1 pseudogene is annotated in these 1,019 nt (G+C 70.7%); it reads right to left on the minus strand.

The features are described from left to right. Positions 1–230: 230 nt before the first annotated feature. Positions 231–1,019, minus strand: a pseudogene (locus tag AB0G79_RS33310) (ATP-binding protein); the annotation flags it as partial.

The raw sequence follows: 1,019 nt of genomic DNA on the forward strand, positions 1-1,019 counted from the left end.
TCCTCGTGTCCGTCGCGGGGCGGGGTGGGAGTGGTGCCGGTGGCCGTCCTAGAGATTTGGTGTATTTCAGCGTCCGCAGCGCCCCAGCGTCCGCACGTTTTCGTTCGTGCAGGTCAGGGGTGGTGAGAGGTGCGGACGCTGGGTGTGGACGCTGCGGACACTGGACGGCTGTAGCGTCCGCAGGTTCCTGCCGTGTCCGGGCCGCTGGTGTGCGGCCCGGTCCGGCGGTGTCAGTCCAGGTCAGGAACCCTGTGCCCCTGTCCGATCGGGGGCACGTCGGGCCAGAGAGGGCCGGACGGGGGTGCGGACGCTGCGGACGCTGTCTCCTCGGAGAGGTCGGCTCGGGCGAGTACGAGGAGCTTGTGCCGGTGCCGGTCCCGGCTACGTTGCGTGTCGTCCACCGTGATCCCGATCGACCGCAGGAGCGGGGCGAGGCGCTTGACCTTCCCTCCGGCGCGGGTGGCGTCCTTAGGCCAGGACGGCGGACGGATGCCGCCGGGCGGCTGAACGTGTTCCAGGAGCATGGCGGCCGTCCCCGTCCAGGTCCCGCACTCCTCGACCAGGGCCGCGAGCGCGGAGCCGAACGGGTCGCCTTCCAGGGCGTCTCCGGCGACGTTCGCGGACGCGGCGAGGTAGTCGTCCAGGGTCGTCCACTCCATGACCTGGTCGACGGCCGCGAGGATCCGGGCGAAGTCGGCCATGCGGGGCATGGAGGCCAGCTTCACGTCGGGCAGGACGACGAGGACGGTGGCGAGGAGGTCGAAGAGCGAGCCGAGGACGGCCGGCCGGATCGTCTCGAACGCCGTCGCCAACTCCTCCTCCGTGCGCCGCTGCTCGGGCTCGATCAGTTGGAGTTCGAGCATGAGGAGCCGTTCGGCCAGGTCTCCGGCGAGGGCTCCGGCGTCGATCGTCGTCATCGCGAGGACCCGGCGGAAGGAGAGGACCACAACGTCGTCGTCGGTGTAGAGGGCGCGGTCCACGATCCCGTCGCCGGTCACGGCCTTGCACAGGGTGTCGGA

The sequence above is a fragment of the Streptomyces sp. NPDC020807 genome, from assembly GCF_040641575.1.
Lineage (GTDB): Bacteria > Actinomycetota > Actinomycetes > Streptomycetales > Streptomycetaceae > Streptomyces.